The 18,733-nt window shown below is 64.1% G+C and carries 17 protein-coding genes; 15 read left to right on the top strand and 2 right to left on the bottom strand.

The annotated features are described in order from the left end of the window. Positions 1-250: 250 nt before the first annotated feature. Positions 251-2,575 carry an ATP-binding protein gene (locus A9975_RS28750; protein ID WP_183035699.1) on the top strand — a complete coding sequence of 775 codons (2,325 nt, stop codon included), beginning with the start codon at positions 251-253 and terminating at the stop codon, positions 2,573-2,575. A gap of 162 nt (positions 2,576-2,737) precedes the next feature. Here the strand turns inward: A9975_RS28750 and A9975_RS28755 are convergent, their stop codons facing one another. Then, the gene (locus A9975_RS28755) at positions 2,738-5,704 is read right to left on the bottom strand and encodes a glycosyl hydrolase family 18 protein (RefSeq protein ID WP_304523947.1); all 2,967 of its coding nucleotides are present in this window, start codon (positions 5,702-5,704) and stop codon (positions 2,738-2,740) included. 276 nt (positions 5,705-5,980) lie between these two features. Here A9975_RS28755 and gbpA point away from each other — a divergent pair, with 276 nt between their 5' ends. The 14 genes from gbpA to A9975_RS28825 all read left to right on the top strand — a co-directional run bounded on the left by gbpA (position 5,981) and on the right by A9975_RS28825 (position 18,214). Beyond that, positions 5,981-7,453 carry an N-acetylglucosamine-binding protein GbpA gene (gene gbpA / locus A9975_RS28760; RefSeq protein ID WP_183035700.1) on the top strand — a complete coding sequence of 491 codons (1,473 nt, stop codon included), beginning with the start codon at positions 5,981-5,983 and terminating at the stop codon, positions 7,451-7,453. Positions 7,454-7,726: 273 nt separating this feature from the next. Then, positions 7,727-8,164, top strand: coding sequence for a type II secretion system major pseudopilin GspG (gene gspG, locus A9975_RS28765; protein WP_183035701.1), 438 nt, complete (start codon positions 7,727-7,729; stop codon positions 8,162-8,164). After that, entirely contained in the window at positions 8,139-8,648 is a 510-nt protein-coding gene (locus tag A9975_RS28770) for a transglycosylase SLT domain-containing protein (RefSeq protein ID WP_183035702.1), read from the top strand. Before gspG ends, A9975_RS28770 begins: the two co-directional genes overlap by 26 nt. A 2-nt stretch (positions 8,649-8,650) precedes the next feature. Beyond that, positions 8,651-9,835 carry a type II secretion system F family protein gene (locus tag A9975_RS28775; RefSeq protein WP_183035703.1) on the top strand — a complete coding sequence of 395 codons (1,185 nt, stop codon included), beginning with the start codon at positions 8,651-8,653 and terminating at the stop codon, positions 9,833-9,835. Between the two features lie 53 nt (positions 9,836-9,888). Continuing rightward, positions 9,889-11,523: a GspE/PulE family protein gene (locus A9975_RS28780; RefSeq protein ID WP_183035704.1), complete on the top strand. Its 1,635-nt coding sequence runs from the start codon at positions 9,889-9,891 to the stop codon at positions 11,521-11,523. 7 nt (positions 11,524-11,530) lie between these two features. Beyond that, positions 11,531-12,283, top strand: coding sequence for a hypothetical protein (locus tag A9975_RS28785; RefSeq protein ID WP_183035705.1), 753 nt, complete (start codon positions 11,531-11,533; stop codon positions 12,281-12,283). Then, entirely contained in the window at positions 12,280-12,810 is a 531-nt protein-coding gene (locus A9975_RS28790) for a hypothetical protein (protein WP_183035706.1), read from the top strand. Before A9975_RS28785 ends, A9975_RS28790 begins: the two co-directional genes overlap by 4 nt. Then, positions 12,807-13,361 (top strand): hypothetical protein, encoded by a 555-nt coding sequence (locus A9975_RS28795; RefSeq protein ID WP_183035707.1) that lies wholly within the window; start codon positions 12,807-12,809, stop codon positions 13,359-13,361. Before A9975_RS28790 ends, A9975_RS28795 begins: the two co-directional genes overlap by 4 nt. Then, positions 13,358-13,855, top strand: a complete 498-nt coding sequence (locus A9975_RS28800; protein ID WP_183035708.1) for a hypothetical protein — start codon at positions 13,358-13,360, stop codon at positions 13,853-13,855. Before A9975_RS28795 ends, A9975_RS28800 begins: the two co-directional genes overlap by 4 nt. Before the next feature lie 31 nt (positions 13,856-13,886). Further along, positions 13,887-16,145: a secretin N-terminal domain-containing protein gene (locus tag A9975_RS28805; protein WP_183035709.1), complete on the top strand. Its 2,259-nt coding sequence runs from the start codon at positions 13,887-13,889 to the stop codon at positions 16,143-16,145. Then, positions 16,142-16,630, top strand: coding sequence for a prepilin-type N-terminal cleavage/methylation domain-containing protein (locus A9975_RS28810; RefSeq protein WP_183035710.1), 489 nt, complete (start codon positions 16,142-16,144; stop codon positions 16,628-16,630). Before A9975_RS28805 ends, A9975_RS28810 begins: the two co-directional genes overlap by 4 nt. After that, a complete protein-coding gene (locus A9975_RS28815; RefSeq protein WP_183035711.1) occupies positions 16,605-16,994 on the top strand; it encodes a type II secretion system protein in 390 nt (129 codons plus the stop codon). The genes A9975_RS28810 and A9975_RS28815 overlap by 26 nt, the downstream gene beginning before the upstream one ends. Next, positions 16,981-17,517: a type II secretion system protein gene (locus A9975_RS28820; RefSeq protein WP_183035712.1), complete on the top strand. Its 537-nt coding sequence runs from the start codon at positions 16,981-16,983 to the stop codon at positions 17,515-17,517. Before A9975_RS28815 ends, A9975_RS28820 begins: the two co-directional genes overlap by 14 nt. A 13-nt stretch (positions 17,518-17,530) precedes the next feature. Next, positions 17,531-18,214, top strand: a complete 684-nt coding sequence (locus A9975_RS28825; protein WP_183035713.1) for a response regulator transcription factor — start codon at positions 17,531-17,533, stop codon at positions 18,212-18,214. 130 nt (positions 18,215-18,344) lie between these two features. Here the strand turns inward: A9975_RS28825 and A9975_RS28830 are convergent, their stop codons facing one another. Then, a complete protein-coding gene (locus A9975_RS28830) occupies positions 18,345-18,554 on the bottom strand; it encodes a hypothetical protein (protein ID WP_183035714.1) in 210 nt (69 codons plus the stop codon). Between the last annotated feature and the right edge of the window lie 179 nt (positions 18,555-18,733).

An 18,733-nucleotide genomic window follows, 5' to 3' on the forward strand; every position in this document is an offset into this window, starting at 1 on the left:
GAATAGGGGAATAGGGGAATGGCGGGCCTCCGCTGCCGGCGAGGGCAATACGCTCGGTCTGCCGCACACTACTTCAGTGTGCTCGGCCTTGAAGGAACATGCCTCCGGGGAGGCGATGCGGTGCGCGCTTGTACGCGCAGGGCTGCACCAAAATGGGGCGGTGGATGCATGATTTGAAAAGAAGCGTTGTCGCCGCGCGCAAGATGGCGAACGAAAAAAAAAGATTTGGGCAAGACAATCCGGGGAACAGATGACTGAATGGCTCAAACGATGGTTTGGCCGGGCGCAGGCCACACCGCTGGCGGGGTGGCTGCTGGCGGCCGTGGTGGTGGTACTGGCGGCGATCAGTTGCACGCCGGCGGCAGAGGCGCTGTTCTCTCCGCTGGATCGTTTGTATTGGCATCTCGTCGCGACGCATGTCGACCGTGGCGAGCATCGCCAGGTGGCGGTGATCGCCATCGACCGCAAGACTGTCAGTGAGCTGGGTGCTGGCACGAGCTACGCACGGACATCTCACGCGCAGGTGTTGAATCGCCTCGGCGACGCGTCGAGCGTCGTGCTTGACCTGACGATGATGAGCCCGGGCACGGGTGATGCAGCGTTGGCTGAGGCGATGGCACGTCAGGGACGGGTCGTGATTCCCGCGCAGTTTACCGCCGGTGCGGGACACGCCGGGACGGTGCTGCCTACGCCGTTGCTCGCACACGCGGCCGCAGCCGTCGGACAGCGCAGCGTGGTGGTGGGCAGCGATCACCTGGTGCAGGGTATTGTGCCGTATGTCCGCTGCTGCGGCGACGGCGCCGAACTGCCGCACGTCGCCCTGCAGGCGATTCGCCTGGCCGGCGTGCCGCTGCCGCTCGGCGACGTGCGGCGCTTCGTGCAGGATCACGTTACGTCGATGGGGCATGTCGAACCCGGCACGCTCGCGCTGTTCCTGCCCACGCATTTCGATCTGGATCGCTATTCCTACGTCGACGTGCTGAAGGGGCGGATTCCGGCGTCGACCTGGCGTGGCCGGCTCGTGTTCGTCGGTGACGCGATGTCGGATCTGTCGGGCACCTTCAACCTGTCGTCGTCGCGCGCCGATCAGTTGAACCGGGTAGAAGTGGAGGCGATGATGACCGAGGCGCTGCTCGGCGGCCACGTGCTGCTGCGCGAACCTGTGGTGGTCCAATGGGTATCGAGCGCCATTCTGGCGCTGGGGATGCTGCTGATCTGCGTGCTGGTGCGGGGCTGGCTGATGTACGCCTGCTCATTCGCGTGGCTCGCAGCGTTCATTGCCGTCGAATCACTGCTGCTGTTGCGCTGGGCGTACTGGTTGCCGCTTGGACCGCCGCTCGCGGTATGTGGTGTCATCTTCGCTGTCTGCGGCTGGCGCCGGGCGGGCAGCCTGCGCGACTTCCTGCTCAAGGAATACGGTGTGCTGCGCAGCCTTGTCAGCGAACGGCTGATCGGCGCGCTGTCGACTGCGAAGCCGTCGGGCGCGGCGGACATCGCGCCGGCGGCGGACGAAGTCGCTCAGGCGATGCAGCAGATCCGCGAATGGCAGACGGCCTATGTCGGCATGATCGAGACGCTGCCGTATCCGATCTTCGTCGAGCAGCAGGGCAAGCTGTTGCTTTGCAATGAGAGCGGTCGGGCCATGCTCGACGCGATCGACGGGGCTGGCGACGCTCCGGCCGGGGTGGAGCAGGTGCTCGAGATGGCGCGCAGTGAAATTCTGGGGGCAAAGGCGAGCGGCCAGATCCATTCTGTCGAGCTGACGTGGAACGCGCGCGCGCACCTGATGATGGTGACGCCAATCGGAGACGGCGACAAACCGGGCGCATCTGCCAGCATGATCTGTCTCGTCGACATCCACAATATCAAGGCCGCGGTGGAAAGTGACCGCCTGACGCTGCGCCATATGGCGCACGACCTGCGCAATCCGCTTTCGACCGTGCTGTCTCTGCTCAATGAACGCAGCCATGCTGACGCGGGCGCCGATACCGAGTTCCTGTCCAACCTTCACAAGCTCGTCGACTACAGCCTGCGCATCGCGCAGAACTTCACGCAGCTGTCGCGGGCGGAACATCTCGACCCGAGCACCTACGTGCCGGTTGCGCTGAACGATCTGGCGACCGAAGCGGTCGATCAGGTCTGGCACAGCAGCGGTGAGAAGCGGATCCTGGTCGAGGGGCCGCATTACGCAGGCGACGACGTATTCGTGCTAGCCAATCGCGACATGCTGCTGCGCGCGCTCGTCAATCTGCTCGACAACGCGATCAAGTACTCGGATGAAGGCAGGAGGATCGATGTGTGGATTGAAGCCGATGCGCAGTGGGTGACGGTCAGCGTGAAGGATCAGGGTATCGGCATCCCCGAGGACGCGCTCGCGCACCTGTTCGAACCGTTCTTCCAGGTCGACGGCTCGTGTCATGATGCCAGCCGCGGCGTGGGGCTCGGCTTGCCGTTCGTCAAGGCGGTGGTTGGGCGTCATGGTGGCGCGGTGGCGGTGTCGTCGGTGCTGGGGCAGGGCAGCAGCTTCACGATTCGCATGCCGAGAACCACTCCCGTCATGCTCGAGGACGAATAGCGCGCAGCCGGCCCGATGTGCCGTCCGTCAAACGACAAAGCCCTCGCGCGGAGCGAGGGCTTTGTTGGCAATCTGTCGTGGGATTGCTGGGATTGCCAGTTGATTAGCCGGCCGGGAATCCGCCTGGGCGAATTCCGCGCCGGTCCTGACTACGGGGTTCAGTTACTTCTTGTGCACCTCCCACGCCTGCTCCCACGCCGTGCCCTTGCCGGGTTCGTACGCCCATGCGGCCATCGAGCACCAGTTGGTGTACGGGAACGGCTTGCAGCGATACAGCTTGCCATTGTTGGCGACGACATCACCCGCGTTGTACTTGGTGCCTTCCTTGTACTGCGCGTGTTCATTGCCGGCTTCCCCCCCTGTGCTGCCGCCGGCACCGTTGCCACCGCTGGCACCACCGCTGCCGCCGCTGGCACCGTTGCCACCGCTGCCGGCACTGTTTCCATCGTCACCGCGGAGTGTCCAGGCGTCGTTCCATGCGAAACCCTTGCCAGGTTCATACGCGCTCGGTGCGCCCGAGCACCAGCCGCTGTTCGGGAACGGCTTGCACTGGTACAGCTTGCCGAGGTTCGACACGGTGTCGCCCGGTTGGTACTGGGTGCCGGCCTTGTACGCCGGGTACTTGCCGCCACCCGTACCGCCACCCGTGCTGCCACCGCCCGCGCCGCCTTCACCGCCGCTGACTTGCTTTGCCTTTACGAGCACGGTGTGCGTGGCGGTCGACGAAAGCTTGCCGTCGCTAACCTTCACCGTGAACGTGAACGACTGATCCTTGCTTAGTTCCGGCGCGGTGAAGCTCAGCTTCGCGCCGGTCGCATTGGCAGTGATGCCCGACGGCACGGTCCAGGAGAACGTCAGCTTGGTGCCGTCCGGATCGGCCGATTTCTCGGCTGACAGCATCACGGCCTGGCCCGCCTCGGTGACCGTCGGGCCGGTCAGTTGCGCGACGGGAGGACGGTTCTCACCCGGCGGCGGTTCGACTGTGTCCTTCGCCTTGGCCGTCACGATCACCTCATCTGTGCCGGTCAGGCCGCCCGGATCCTTGACGGTCACGCGGAACTTGTATGCAGTATCCTGCTTGACCTCGGGCACATCGACGGTCGCCTTGGCGCTCGTCACGTTGCCGATCTTCAGCGGATCGCCCTGGATCTGTTCCCACTTGAACGTCAGATTGCCGCCTTCGGGGTCGCGCGACTTCGAAGCATCGAGCGAGACCGTCCGTGGTCCCGTTACCGTCATGCCGGTGCCGGCGTTTGCGATCGGCGGACGATTCGCGACGCTGCCGCCATTGTCGTCGTGGCCGAGCCCCTTGTGCATCGCGTTCAGGATGTCGCCGTTGTCCGCGTCGATTTCCCAGGAAAACAGGCCGCCCAGCTGGTGCGCTCGCACATACTCACCCTTTGCATTGACCGAGCGTGCATCGTCGAAGGTGACGAGGTCGCCGGTGCTCTTGTTGAACACGTAGGGCGCTTCGGCCGTCTGGTCATAGTGGTACTCGTAGCCGTTGATGCCGGTGTTGTTGGGCCCAACCATTGTCGAGGCGATCTTCTTGTAATCAAGGATGCCCTTTTCCCACTGGCCAGCGTGCGGGCCCTTTGCCTTGCCAGTGAACGGGTCGTTGTCCGTATAGCCCGATACGCCGGTCCAGCCGCGGCCATACATCGCCGCACCGATGACGAGCTTCTTCGGGTCGACACCCTGCGCGAGCAGTGCTTTGACCGAGTTGGCGGTCGTGTACGCGATGTCGGGGCGCGACTTCGGCGCGAACAGCGCGGTTTGATGGCCCAGATCCTCCATGCTCCACGCACCGTAGTAGTCGTAGGTCATGTCGAAGAGGTAGTTCATGTACTGCGTCGCGTTCTTGTAGTCGACCATGGCGACCTTGTCCGCAGGTGAGCCGATGGCAGACGTCAACTGATAGGTCTTGCCGGTGTCTTTCGACACGCGGTCGAGCATCTGGCGCAGTTCTTTCATCAGCGTCACGTACAGCTGGCCGTCCGTCGCCTTGTTGCCGAGTGACGGATTTGCGCCGTTGCCGCCCGGGAATTCCCAGTCGATATCCACGCCGTCGAAGAACTTCCAGGTACGCATCAACTGTTCGACGGAATCGACGAACACTTTGCGCTTGGCGGTGTCGTGCATGCCGTAGAACGGGTCGGACAGCGTCCAGCCCCCGATCGACGGCAGGATCTTCAGGTCAGGATTGCGCTTCTTCGCGGCCATCATCTGACCGAGCACGCCCTTGAGCGGTGACTTCGCCGTCTGACCGGGCAGCGTCTTGGCGATTTCGGCCCACGGATCGTGGATCGCGACGCTATAGTCGGGCAGCCCCTGGCAAGCCTTCAGCAACGACTGATACGGCAGACCGGACGGCCTGAGTGATTCATTGATGTTCGCGCCGCAGATCGGCACGAAGCCGTACAGAATGTGCGTCAGATTCTCGACGGGGACCTTGTCGACGGTGAAATCGCGCGCATAGATTGACCACGTCGTGTAGTACGACCCAACCACGGACCCCGACTTGTTCGCGAACGGCTTGTTGGTCTTGTCCGCGTTGTTCGGCAAGTCGTCGGCCAGCTCGGGTACGGTGTCGAACACCATCACGTCGAGCGGCGCGCTGTCGGTCGACGCACCGGTTGCATCGAACACGCGAACCTGCATCTTCTTGATGCCTGGCGTCTTCACGTTGGCCAGCACCTGGCCGCTCTGCGTGCCGCCCGGGGTGAGCTTGGTCTCGGATGACTGATCGACCACGCCGTCGACCACGGCGACCGCCTTCACTGCCGTCCCGTTGCTCCAGATATCGAAGGGCAGTGGTACTTCCACCTTCTTGTTCAGCTTGACGATGTCCTTGTAGGGGGCTGCGCCGCCTGCCTTCTGCAGATCGATTTCGACGAAGCCATGCGGCTGCGAGGTGATTTCGTAGGCTTTCAGACTAGGCGTGCCCGGTGCCGCGAAAGCGGCGTTGACCAAACACAGCGAGCTGGCTGCCGCAATCGCTGCATAGGCAACGGTGTGGGTCCGGCCTTGCGAATTGCGCCCGGTCTTTGCATCAGGATTGAGTTGATTGAATTTCAATTTGGTAGCCATCCTTGCGTTGAAAATGAGTGTCTGAAGAGACAGGTGCATTCTTTTCGGTTCATCGCCGGGCAGCAATCAATCTCAATGCAATCTAAATAAATCGGGGCATGGATTGGCGAAACCGCGCTACCTGGCGCTCGCACGGAGCGCTCTCGCGCCGATCCTTGAGAGATCGTTGAGGAAGATTCAGGAAGTCGAGTCGTTTGGGCACACTGCACTTCGCGTTTCGATCGAACCCTGAGGAATACGCGAATCCGGCGCTCAGCGGCATATCGTCGGACATGAACCAAGCCATTTGATTAACTCTTATTGAATCGGATCCAGATGAAAATACGGTCAGCGCAAAAGACGCTCCTCAAACTGTCGCCGCTGGTGGCATGTGCATCGATGTTCTTCGCGCAGCAGGCATTCGCGCACGGCTATATGTCCATGCCCGAATCGCGCAACATGCTGTGCAGCAGCAAGCACGATCCGGGCAAGGCGCCGGAAAACTTCTCCTGCGGCTCGATCCAGTGGGAGCCGCAGAGTATTGAAGGCAAACAGGGCTTCCCTAACGGCGGCCCGCAGGATGGGCAGATCGCGAGCGCAGGCATTTCGCAGTTCAGCCCGCTCGACGAGCAGACGGCCGACCGCTGGAAGATCAAGAATCTGAAGCCAGGCACCCACGACTTCAAGTGGACGTTTACCGCCGCTCACAAGACGAAGGACTTCAAGTACTACATCACCAAGCAGGGCTGGAATGCGAACAAGCCGCTCACACGCGACCAGTTCGATCTGATGCCGTTCTGCACGGTGGACGGCGGCATGAAGGTCGCGAATGAAGTCGGTTCGCACCGCTGCACGATTCCTTCGGATCGCAGCGGTTATCACGTGATCCTGTCAACGTGGCATGTCGGCGACACCGCGGGCATGTTCTACAACGTCGCCGATGTCAACGTCACGAAGGACGGCAGCGGCCCCACGGACCCGGGCAAGCCGGATTGGTCGGAAGTTGGCAGCATCCTGCCGACGACAGACCTGAGCGTCGGCGACAAGGTGAGTAACCGCGTCTTCAAGTCGACGGGCGAAGTGGCGGACATGAAGACGACGATCACCATCACGACGAAGGCGAACGGTACGAAGGATCAGTGGCCGATGCTGCTCGCGAAGGAAATCAACCGCCTGCGGGGCGCGAACTTGATGGCGGGCGTCCAGCATGATGGCCGGATCGAGCCGGGCCTCGGCAAGAATGACGTGTTCGCAAAGAAGGGCAGCAACATCACGCGAACGGAAACGTCGATCGAAGAGAAGCCGACGCCCGGCCTCGACGAGGATTTTACGATGTCCAACAACACGGAGTTCAAGATCCAGGGCGGCAAGGCGACCGCGAACTTCTTCCTGAAGCTCAACCACTCGAAGGAAACGGACGTGACCGTCAAGGTCTACGACAGCACCAACAAGATGGTTGGTGCGAAGTCGGCCGTGATGAAAATGCAAGGCGACGTCGCGGTCGACATCAGCGATGCGCGTGCGGGCAATCACATGGCCGTTGCGACGTCGAAGATCAAGGACGGCGGCACGCTCATGCAGCAGAACAGCGAGTTCAAGCTGACGGGCGATGCTGGCACAGGCGAGGGCGCGCTGTGCTATTCGGCCTGGAAGAAAGGCACGGCCTACACCGGCGGCGCGAAGGTCCAGCACAAGGGGCAGATGTATGAAGCACGCTGGTGGACCACGGACGAGCCGGGCATGCCACAGAGCACCGGAGCGGACTACACCGGCAAGGTATGGAAGAGCCTCGGCGCATGTAGCAAGTAAGGCTTGAACGAGAAGCTGACGCCGGCCGCACGTCCTCGGGCGTGCGGCCTTTTTCAGGGGAGTTGCATCGTGCTTTAAAACCTTTGTTGAGACTCTTTTGATGAAGATTGCCGCACGTGTCTCCCCCTTGGAAAATGACGTCATCGATCGACGTTTTCTCTTCGCTAAATATGCAGCTTCGAAGCGCCGGATTCATCTGTCGTCGATCGCACGGCACGCCGGAACCCAAGGACGTGGCAAGACGAACCGGAACCTTAATTGAGGGCATACAACGTGAATACGTACTATCTGAAACTGAAGCGCAGAGGCCAACGGGGCTTCACGCTGCTCGAACTGCTTGTGGTGCTGCTGATCATCGCGCTGCTGGCGGGCTACGTCGGCCCGAAGCTGTTTTCCCAGGTCGACAAAGCGAAAGTCCGCTCGACCGAAGCGCAGATGAAGACGCTCGCCGACGCGGTCACGCAATTCAGGCTCGACACGGGCCGCTATCCGAGTGCCGACGAAGGGCTTGACGCCCTCGCCGCCCAGCCGCAGAGCGCGGGCGGCTGGAACGGCCCGTATCTCGCGAAGGCGGTGCCGAAGGACGGCTGGGGACGCGCCTACCAATGGAATTTGCCCGGTCGCGACAGCGAAGCCGAAATCGTTTCGCTTGGGCGCGACGGTCGTGTGGGCGGGAGCGGCATCGATGCAGACCTCATATACGGTATGTAAGGCGGTGCGCGGGCTGGCGGTGGCGGCATTGGTCGCCGCGTGTGCATCCGGAGCGGCCGCCAAGGATTGCTGGACGAAGGCGGGCGAGCGGCACGGCATCGACCCTTTGCTGCTCGCCGCGATCGCTAAGGTGGAGTCCTCGATGAACCCCCGCGCACTCAACCGCAATCGCAACGGTACTTACGACATCGGCCTGATGCAGATCAACAGCTCGCACCTGCCACGTCTTCTCAGGGCGGGCGTCACGCACGAGCGCTTGATCGATGAGCCCTGCACGTCGATTGACACGGGCGCCGCGATTCTCGCGGACTTCATCGAACGGCACGGCTATACGTGGAACGCGGTGGGCGCGTACAACGCCGGTTCGGCGCCGGCGCGTCAGCCGGCGCGCAAGGTCTACGCGACCAAGGTCTGGCGCGAATACCAACGGTTGACGAGCAACCGCGAGGCCAGCACGGCGATGCTGGCCGGATGGCGGAGATAGCGATGGAAGAATTTCGAGTCCATTTGCTCGCGAACGGCAAGGTCGCCGAGCAGACGGTGGAGGGTGTGGACGAAACCGAAGTGCGCGCTCGGCTCACCGCGGCTGGCGGGGTGGTGCTTGGCATCCGGCGCAATGCGCGATTCGGGCGCGGCGCCCGTGCGCCGAAATTTGCGCTCGCATTGTTCCTGCAGGAACTGTCGACGTTGCTCGACGCTGGCCTCGTGCTGATCGAGGCGCTCGAAGCGCTGCGCGACAAGACGGATGCGAGCAAGAGCGCAAAGCATGTGATCGACCGGATCCTGGCCGTCATGTACGAAGGGCAACCGCTGTCGAAGGCGCTTGCGCGGCAGCCCGGTGTTTTTCCGCAGTTGCTCGTCGCGACCGTCGAGTCGTCGGAAGGCAGCGGCCAACTGCCCGTGGTGCTCAAGCGCTACCAGCAGTATGAGGTGCGTATCGAGCAGATCCGAAAACGGGTGACGGGTGCGCTGATTTATCCGGCGGTTGTGATCAGCGTCGGGCTGGGCATTTTGCTGTTCATGGCGTTCTTCGTGATTCCGCGCTTTTCCGCGGTGTTCGAGTCACTGAGCACACTGCCCGCGACGGCGCAGGCGATGCTCTGGTGGGCGAAGCTGCTGGATGAGAACGGGATGCTCGTCGGCGCGATGGTCGTGATGTCGATCGTCGGCGCGGTGATGGCGGTGCGCCTGCCCTCGACAAGACGGGCGGCGCAGCGGCTGATGTGGCGGATACCCAAGGTGCGCGATATCGGTGCGATCTTCGCGCTGACGCGGTTCTACCGGACCGTCGGCCTGCTGATCGCTGGCGGAACGCCGGTGATCGTCGCACTGGAACTGGCGGGCAAGATCCTGCCCGAGCATTTCCGCCCGCGGCTTGCCGCCGCGCTGACGGAGCTGCGCGCGGGGCGCCAGGTGGCGGCCGTGTTGTCGAATCATGCGCTGACGACGTCGGTGGCCGAGCGGCTGCTGCGCGTCGGCGAGCAGAGCGGCGATCTTGGCGGCATGTGCGAACACATCGCCCAGTTTCACGACAGCGCGCTCGATCGATCGATAGAAATGCTCAGCAAGGTGTTCGAGCCGGTGCTGATGCTTGCGGTGGGCGCGACGGTCGGCGCGGTGGTCCTGCTGCTTTACATGCCGATCTTCGAATTGGCCGGCAGTATCCGATAGCAGGCGGGCCTGCCGGCCTCATGCGATCCCGCTGCTCAACAGGAGAATACTGAATGAAACCGGAAAACATCCTTCAACGCTGGCAGGCGGAATCCGAAGCATCGGGTGTCGGGCACGTGGAGTATCTGAGCGGTCTGGTGACGGCAGAGCCATCGTCTCTCGGCGAAGTGGCTGCATGCCTCGGCATCAGCGCCGTCGATCCCGAAACGCTGCGTACCGCGCCGACGCGCTTCGACCTGCTGCCGTTGCACGACGCGCTCACCTTGCGCGTGCTGCCGGTGGAAATCGACGGTGAGCCGTCCATCGTCGTCGCCGATCCGTTCGCGCGCCACGTGCGGGACGAATTGCTCGCGCGTTTCGGCGCGCAGCCGGTCTGCGTCGCGATGAGCGTGCCGGGCGAAGTCGAACGCCTGCTCGCCGACGTCGAATCGAACGAGCGGCTAATGGATGGCATGACGATCGATGCGCAGGGCGACTCGCTCGCGCAGGCGATCGAGTCGATCTCGCTCGCGAGCATTGCCAAGGACGAGAGCCCGATCATCCGCCTCGTCAATACGACGCTCTACGACGCGCTGCAATGCCGCGCTAGCGACATTCACCTGGAGGCGGTGCCCGACGGCCTGTCGATCCGCTACCGGATCGACGGCGTGCTGCAGTCAATCCGCCACATTCCAGGGCTCGAGGCAGCGGCGCAGACGATGTCGCGGCTCAAGGTGCTGTCCACGCTCGATATCGCAGAAAAACGGGTGCCACAGGACGGCCGCTTCAAGGTTGTCTTGCAGGGCCGCGAGATCGACTTTCGCGTCTCGATCATTCCCGGAACCTATGGTGAGAACGCGGTGATGCGGGTGCTTGACAAGTCGCAGCGCGGGGACGATGTCAGCCTCGACGTGCTGGGCTTCGATGCGCACACGGCCCGCCGTGTGCGTACGCTCGCGCATCTCCCCTACGGGCTGATGCTCGTGACCGGGCCGACAGGCAGCGGCAAGTCGACAACGTTGTACGCGGTGCTATCCGAGGTCAACACGGGTGACGACAAGATCATCACGATCGAGGATCCCGTCGAATACGAGCTGAAGGGCGTGCTGCAGATTCCCGTCAACGAGCGAAAGGGACTCACGTTCGCGCGCGGGCTGCGCTCGATCCTTCGTCATGATCCGGACACCGTGATGGTCGGCGAGATCCGCGACGAGGAAACCGCATCGATCGCGGTGCAGTCGGCGCTCACCGGCCACCGCGTGCTGTCGACCGTTCACGCGAACGACGGGTTCAGCGTGATCGACCGCTTCATCTACATGGGTGTCGAGCCTTCGACGTTCCTCGAGGCGCTCAACGGCGTCGTCTCGCAGCGGCTCGTGCGGCGGATCTGCACGCGATGCGGTGGTGCGCAAGCGGGTGGCGCCGATCTCACCGATGCGCCGCTCGCGGAACTCAAGCAGGCCGTAGGGCCGGGCCCCGGCTGCGAAGCCTGCCGCGGTACTGGCTATCACGGCCGGATCGGCCTGGCGGAGGTGCTGACGCTCGATGCGCAGATCAAGGCCGCGCTCCTGGAGCGATCGATCGAAAAACGGGCGCGCGCGCTCGAGAATAGCGTCGACTATCAGTCGATCCGTGATGCAGGGCTAGCCGCGATTCGCGCGCGGCAGACTACGTTTCAGGAGGTGCAGCGTGCGATCGCCCTGGAATAACGCTGTCGTGGTGCTGGACGCCGGCACACTGCGTGTCTGGGCGGGGCCCGGCTGGCAACTGCGGCGAGACGGCGTGCCCCGCGTCGTGGTCGAGCACGGCGGCCGCCCGGCCGATGCGCTCGCCGCCGTGCTCGGCGATCTGCCGAGGGCGCGTCTGCCGATGCAGAACCGCCTGCAAATCATCGTCGGGTATCCGTGGACGCACTGCGTGGTGGTGCCCTGGCAGGACGGCGTGCTGTCCGCCTCGGCGTGGGACGCGTACGCGCGCTCGCTGTTCGCCGCGCGCGCGCAGCGCGGCGCGCTGCGCATCCGCATCGAGGACGCGCCCTACGGTCGCGCGCGTCTTGCGGTGGCGGCCTGCGAGGCAACGCTGGAGGCACTAGCGGACGTGAGCCGCGCTGCGGGCTGGCGGACCGTCAGCTGCCGCGATGCGTTGTCGGCGTCGCTGTGCATGCACGGTCGGCGGCTCGTCGGTGACGACTATCGGTTCGCGCTGCTGCAGCCGCGCGTTGGCACCTGCCTGTTCCGTCGCGCCGGAGAGTGGGCCGATGCGATCACGCTGCCGCGGCTCGGCGGCGGGCATATCGAGGAGTGGCTCACTGCCGCGGCACTGATGGGCGGGCAGCGCGCTACGGACGTGGTGTATGCGAGCACGTTCGGTGTGTCCATGCCGCTGCCGGACATGGCCGGGGTCACGTTGCTCGACGGCATGCCGGCGGAGTTGGCGGGGGCGGCGACGTCGGCGGAGGGCGGAGCATGAAAGGCCTGGGCGATGTGGATTTTGTGCGTGCGCGCGGCGGCTTGACATCCTGGGTGGCCATCGCGCTGTGCTGCGCGGCGTTGACGGGCGTCTTTGTCTCGAACGAATGGTCGAACGTCGACCAGATTCGCGACGAGGTCGAAAGCGCGGAGAGCCGCATCGAGCAGCGCCAGCGCACCGTCGAGCGGGAGCGGCTCCGGCAGAAGCAGATGACGCCGGAACAGCGGCGCATCGAGCGCATCCTGGCCGAGCAGCAGGGGAGCGCTACCGGTTCGGGGCTGCCGGTCATCGACTGGATCGAGCACGCCTGGACGCCGCAGATCGCCCTGCAGACACTGACGGTCGAGAAGGCCGGGCGCGAAGCGCGTATCGAGGGTGGCGCGGCGGATCTTTCGCATATCTACATCTTCGTCGAGCGCCTGAACGACCGTCATCCGGACCGCAAGATCGGCCTGCTGCAGCACCGCACCAAAGCGGAAGACGGCAAGAACATCTACCACTTCAGCCTGAGTCTGGAGCATCCATGAAAAATCTGAAAGCCATCGATATGGCAGGGCTCTGCGCACGGCTGCGCTGGGGCGCAGGCGTCGCGGCGCGGCGGCTTGGCACGCCGGGGATGCTGGCGGCCGCGCTGGGCGTCGGCATGCTTGGCATGCACGCCGGCTATCTGCAGCCTGAAAGGGCGCATCTAGAGGCGGAGCGCTCGGCGCGCGCGAAAGAGCTGGCCGCGCTGCCAAAGCTGCAGGCGCAGGCGCGCGGCACCGGCATGACGCTGCAGGAAGTGCAGCAATTGAGAAACAGCGAGCAGGCCTACTCCATATTCCAGATTCTCGCGCAGCATGGGCTGGAGCGAGAACAGGCGACGTATCGCCGCGAAATCGAAGCCAAGGGCAAGCTGCGGCGGCTCACGATCGGTATCGCGGCGAGCGGGAGCTACACGGGCTTGCGCGAGGCCATGCGGGCGATCGCGGATCAGCCGATGGTGCGCATCGAGAGCGTGTCGATCGAGCGCGACAAGATCGAGAACCCGCTCATCAGCATTGATATGCGGGTGAGCCTGCTGGGGCCGGACACATGAAGCGCGCACCGTTTTCTCCATGTCTCGCCGCGGCGCTCGCGTTCGCGGTGGCGTGCGCCGCCGGCCAGGGCGTCGCGCAGGAAGGCCAGGCAACCCCCGGCGAGATCGCCCAGCCGATCGTCGACGTGTTTCCGGCGCAGAGCTGGGCGTCGCTCGGCGCGGAGCCCGCGCCCGCCGCCGCGCCCGCGCCTGTCGAAGCGCCGGAGCCTGAAGCGCCGGCGCTCGATGCCCCGATTGAGCCCGAGCGGACTGTGCAGGCGCCCTTCGAGGTGACCGGAGAATGGCGCGAGAACAGCCGGCGCGTCGTCGTGCTGGAAGGGATGCAACAGGTCTTCCTGCTTTGCGAAGCGAGCTGCGACGTCCGCGACGCCGTGCTGCCAGGCCGCGAGATTGCAAACGGCTATCGCCTCAAGTCGCTGGGGCCGAAAGGCGCGGTGATCGTGGCCGAAGACAAGACGGAATTCGAGCTGCTCGCCCCGGGCCAGAATCCATGACCTCAATATCGACCGTGTGACGGACAACATCATGAAAAGTACCACCCGTATTTTGATTTTGCTCGCGGCGCTCGCCATGGCCGGATGCGCGAGTTTGCCTTTCAACGCCGCACCGGCCGCCGGCGCGGCGACGCCCGCCGATCGGCTGAGCGCGCTGCAGCAACAGAAGCAGACCGCGCCGGACGACATCCAGCTGACGACGAAAGTCGAGCTCAGCCGGCAGGACTACGTCCGCGCGGAACTCAAGGAGGCCGATCGGCAAGGCGCGCTGGGTAACTATACGGCCGCGATCGACCGCCTGAACAACGTGCTTGCCGAGGACGCGGGCAATTTCAAGGCGCGCCAGGAGCTTGCCCAGATCGAGCGCCGCCGGCAGGCGGCGATCGACCTGGAGCGCGCGCAGCGCCTCGGCAAGGAGCGGCCGCAGGAATCTCTCGACATCGTGCAGCGGATTCTGGCCGAGCAGCCAAATCACGCTCAGGCGAAACGCGTGCGCGACGAACTTCTGCGCTCGACGCAGGCGAGCCGGTCGGCGCGCCCCCAGTTGTCGGACGCGCTGCGCAAGCCAGTGTCGCTGAATTTCCGCGCGCAGCCGCTGGCGAATGTCTTCGAAGTGATTTCGCGCGTGTCTGGCGTGAACTTCGTGTTCGATCGCGACGTGCAGACCGATCAGCCCGCTACGCTGCTGGCGGAGCGCACGACGGCCGAGGACGCGATCAACCTGCTGCTGCGCACGAACCAGCTCGAGAAGAAGGTGCTCGACCAGCACACGCTGCTGATCTATCCGTCTCAGCCGGAGAAGGCGCGCAACTACCAGGAGTTTGCGATCCGCACCTTCTTCCTGTCCCATGCCGACGCGAAATCGGTGATGGGCGCGTTGCGCCAGATGATCAAGCCTAAGGATGTGTACGTCGATGAGCGGGTGAACGCGGTCGTCATTCGCGACACGCCCGAGACGATTCAGGTCGCGGAGCGCGTGGTGATGGGACTCGACATCCCCCAGTCCGAGGTGACGCTCGACGTGCAGGTGCTGGAAGTCAATATGAACGACAGCCTTGATCTCGGCGTCCAGTACCCCGGCAAGGTCCAGTTCAACGCGCTCAGTGGCGTCGACGGCGGGCTGCTGACGCTCGGCGACCTGATACGCATCAATCGGGATCGGATCGGCGTGTCGAGCGAATCGGGTGCGCTTGCGATGGCGATCGACATGCTGCAGAAGCAGGGCAAGACCACGACGCTCGCCAACCCGAAGATCCGCGTGCGAAACATGGAGAAGGCCAACATCAAGATTGGCGAGCGGGTGCCGATCGTCACAACGACGAACGCGAACGGCGTCGTGACCGAGTCGGTGAGCTACCAGGACGTCGGCCTGATGCTGAAAGTGGAGCCGCGCATCAGTCTCGACGACGAGGTGAGTGTCAAGGTCAACATGGAAGTCAGCAGCATCCTGTCGAAGGAAACGACGAAGACGGGACTCGTCGCCTACTCGCTTGGCACGCGCAATGCGGAAACGCTGATGACGGCCAAGAACGGTGAAACGCAGATTCTCGCCGGTCTCGTCAAGCGCAACGAGAGCGAGAACGTAGCGGGCCTGCCTGGGGTGTCGAAGCTGCCGGGGATTGGACGGCTGTTCGGCTCGAACGGCCGGAGCAACGAGCGCACGGAGATCGTGCTGCTGATTACGCCGCATATCGAGCGCAACCTCGACCTGCCGACGTCGGCCGTAACGACGTTCCTGTCAGGCACCGAGTCGCGCGTGACCACCGAGGCGCTGACACTCGACTCCATTTCCGTGGCACCGGCTCGGGAGACCCCCGCTCGGGAGACCCCCGCCAGCGGCCCGGATCTCGATGCGCCCATCGAGCCGCGGACGAGCGCCGGAGGCGGTGTGGTTGCCCAGCCTGGCACCGCTGCCGGCGCGGCGGAGCCGGCAGCGCAACCGGCGGCGAACCCGGCAGCCCGCGCTGCCGATGCGCCGGCGGGCAAGCCAGACGGGCGAGGGTTCGGGATGGTGCGCACGCGCGCCGGGAGCGCGATGCTACCGGGGTTCGAGCGCACAACCGCGGGTGGCCCGCCCGCAGACGCGGCAGCGAAGGCATACGACGTGCCGACCAGGAACATGGGGGCAGTGCCGGCCAAGCCGCAGCAAGGCGGCGTGATGGCGGCCGTGCGCGCGTGGATCGGCTCCGTTGTGTCGCTGGTCGCGGGAATGTCGGGCGACCGCAATGCTGCGCCGGCCCTGTATGCCGATTCGCTGCATGTGACGGCGCGCACGAGGGGGCTCGCATGACGGCTGCCACACGTGCCCGGTCGCACGGTTTCACGTTGATCGAGCTGCTTGTCGCGCTGTCGCTGCTGGCGCTCCTCGCGAGCGTCGCGATGCCGCTGACGGACCTTGTCAAGCGGCGCTCGGACGAAGCCGAACTGCGGCGTTCACTGATCGTGCTGCGTTCGGCGCTGGACGCCTACAAGCGGGCGGCCGACGCGGGGCATATCGAGCGCAGCATCGATGCAAGCGGCTATCCGCCGGATCTGCGCGCGCTGGTGGATGGCGTCGAGGACCGCAAATCGCCGAATGGCGCGCGGCTCTATTTTCTGCGCAAGATTCCTGTGGACCCGATGTGCGAGTGCAGTGGCAAGGCGCCCGAGGACATGTGGGAAACCCGCAGCTACGCGAGCGATCCTAAGTCTTTTTCGTCCGGAGCAGATGTCTTTGACATCCGCTCGACCAATCGAAAGGAGGGCCTCAATGGCATACAGTACAACCACTGGTAGGCGGCGAGCGGCCGGCTTCACGTTGGTCGAGTTGCTGGTGGTGATGGCAATCATCGCGGCGCTCACCGCGTTCGTCGCGCCCGGCTATCTGAAACAGACCGACCGGGCGAAGGAAACCGTGTTGCGCCACAACCTGAACACATTGCGGCAATCGATCGACGATTACCGGGCGGACCACGGCCGCAATCCCGATTCGCTTGACACGCTCGTTGAAAACCGCTACTTGCGCGAGGTGCCGCTCGATCCCTTGACCGGCAAGCGCGGCTCGTGGATTTCGCAAGCGGGTGAGATCGGCGGCATCGCCAACGTGAAGAGCGGCGCGAAGGGGCGCGCGCTCGATGGAAGCGTCTATGAGAACTGGTAACGTGCGCGGGAGGCTGCGCCAGCAGCGCGGCATCGCCTATCTCGGCGTGTTGTTGTTGCTGGCCGTGGTGGGGCTCGGGATGACCCAGGCGGCGCGTGTGTGGACGACGGTCCAGCAGCGGGACCGCGAGGCCCAGTTGCTGTTTGTCGGCGATCAGTTTCGTGCTGCGATCGAGGGCTACTACAATGCGGCGGGAGGCAGTCGCTATCCTGCGTCGCTCGAAGATTTGCTGGAGGATCGCCGCACCGTGCAGACGCAGCGGCATTTGCGGCGCGTGTTCGCTGATCCGATGACCGGCTCGGCGAATTGGGGCATCGTAAAATCCCCGGACGGCGGAGTAATGGGTGTGTTCAGCGAGGCTCAGGGTCGTCCGCTGAAGCGCCAGGGCTTTTCCGACGCGTACGACGGATTCACTGATAGCGGTGCCTACAGCGACTGGGCTTTTGTTTACTTGCCGGTCACCCGGCCCGACGGCACCGGCGGGCCCGGGGCGGGAGCCGGTCCGTCGGCGTCGGCGCATTGAAATAGGAAGAAATATGATTGTCGGAATACTCGAGGATATCGTGACCCAGGCGGGCATGGTGGAGGGCTGGCTGAGCAAGGCCGGCTACGACACCGAAGTGCGGCACGACGGGGACAGTTTCATGGAACTGGTGCGTTCCCAGCGTGTGGACGTGCTTCTGCTCGACTGGGACGTGCCGGGAAAATCAGGCATCGAGGTCATGCGGTGGGCGCGGGAGACGTTCGCCGACACGCTGCCCATTGTCATGATGACGCAGCACGACGGCGAAGACGATATCGTGTTCGGCCTCAACCAGGGCGCCGACGACTACCTGATCAAACCGCTGCGCGAGCGTGAACTGATTGCGCGCGTGAGCGCGCAGGCGCGCAAGTACTACCCGGAGACGCAGCGCGCGAAAACGGTTGAGATCGGCAAGTTCGCGCTCGATATCGGATCGCAGGTGGCGACGGTGGACGGTAAGCAGGTGGCGCTGTCGCAGCGCGAATTTGACCTGGCGTTGATGCTGTTCGAGAACGTCGGCCGGATCGTGTCGAAGGACGTGATGATCAAGCGGATCTGGGGCGGGGTAGACCGCAAGTACGACGCGACCCTCGCGACCTACGTGAGCAAGCTGCGCTCGAGCCTCGTGCTGAGGCCGAAGAATGGTCTTGTGGTGTCGACGGTCTATAACTACGGGTATCGGTTGGAGCGGGCCTGAACAGCCCAGGTTATCGACCGGTTCACGCCGGATCCGGAGGGGCAGGTGCCCTGCCATTTCGGGGTCGCTTTACCACCCCCATCATGCCCTGAGGGAGACCATCTCTATGACTCAATCGCAAGACCCACGCCTAGGCGCCTGCGTCTACCTGCTGCACCTGCTTCTGCAACGTGCCGAGCAGCAGAAGCCCGGCAGCCTTGATGAACTGCTCCGCGGCGTACAGGCTGATCGCGCCGGGCTGTCGCCTAATTTTGCTGGCCAGGACGAGACGCTGCGAGTCTTTGACGAAGCCCTGCGGATGCTTGGCCTTGCCAACGACCAGATGAAGGTCGTTGGTCACGCGGCAGCTAACGGCTCGTTGGCATGTGATGAATAGGGCCACCTGCGGGCGGCTTTTTTTGCCTCCGCGTCCTTGCCGATAACTGTTGTTGAACTAAACCGCTGACGCGGTAGGTGCAGTCGGCCGGGTTACGTTGCGGTCGTTCAAGGGCAGGTAAGAAGCGGCTTGCAGGTCCCGCT

Origin of the sequence: Cupriavidus sp. UME77 (genome assembly GCF_014170355.1) — a bacterium.
Lineage (GTDB): Bacteria > Pseudomonadota > Gammaproteobacteria > Burkholderiales > Burkholderiaceae > Cupriavidus > Cupriavidus basilensis.